Annotated in this window: 1 protein-coding gene; it reads left to right on the top strand. The window is 45.5% G+C overall.

Annotated features, from left to right (window positions below):
- The coding region (locus D7V77_RS45465) for a hypothetical protein (RefSeq protein ID WP_233597599.1) at nt 1–393 on the top strand (393 nt) is incomplete at both ends.

Genomic DNA, 393 nt, shown 5'->3' with positions numbered 1-393 from the left:
CCTTAGAACACGATTTATATTTCATCATATCTAACGATAGCAATTTCCGTCAGGAAGTGACACTGTCACATCCCACCGTCAAGGCGTTGTTACAAATTTACTCTCCCCAGGATTACCCCATTAGGAGACTAAGGACTTTATTACAACTACTCAGCATCAATCTAGATACGAGGAATGAGACAGTTCAAATATGCGAAGAAGCTCAAAGCGCGGTCGGAGCCTTGACGACAGCAGAACTGGCAAACGACAGCGGTTTAGAACGTTATATACCACACCTCCAGTCATTGGCAGCCTGCACATTTAGTCTGGTGGATGGTTCCATAGACAACTCGTCAGCCAAGCAAGCCCTAGCTTGCTGGAAAGACTACGTTTCTAAAAGCCACACAGCAGAAG

It is taken from the genome of Corallococcus sp. CA041A (genome assembly GCF_003612075.1).
In the GTDB taxonomy this organism is placed as follows: Bacteria; Myxococcota; Myxococcia; order Myxococcales; family Myxococcaceae; genus Corallococcus; species Corallococcus exiguus.
This window is presented reverse-complemented; position numbering and strand designations above follow the sequence as displayed.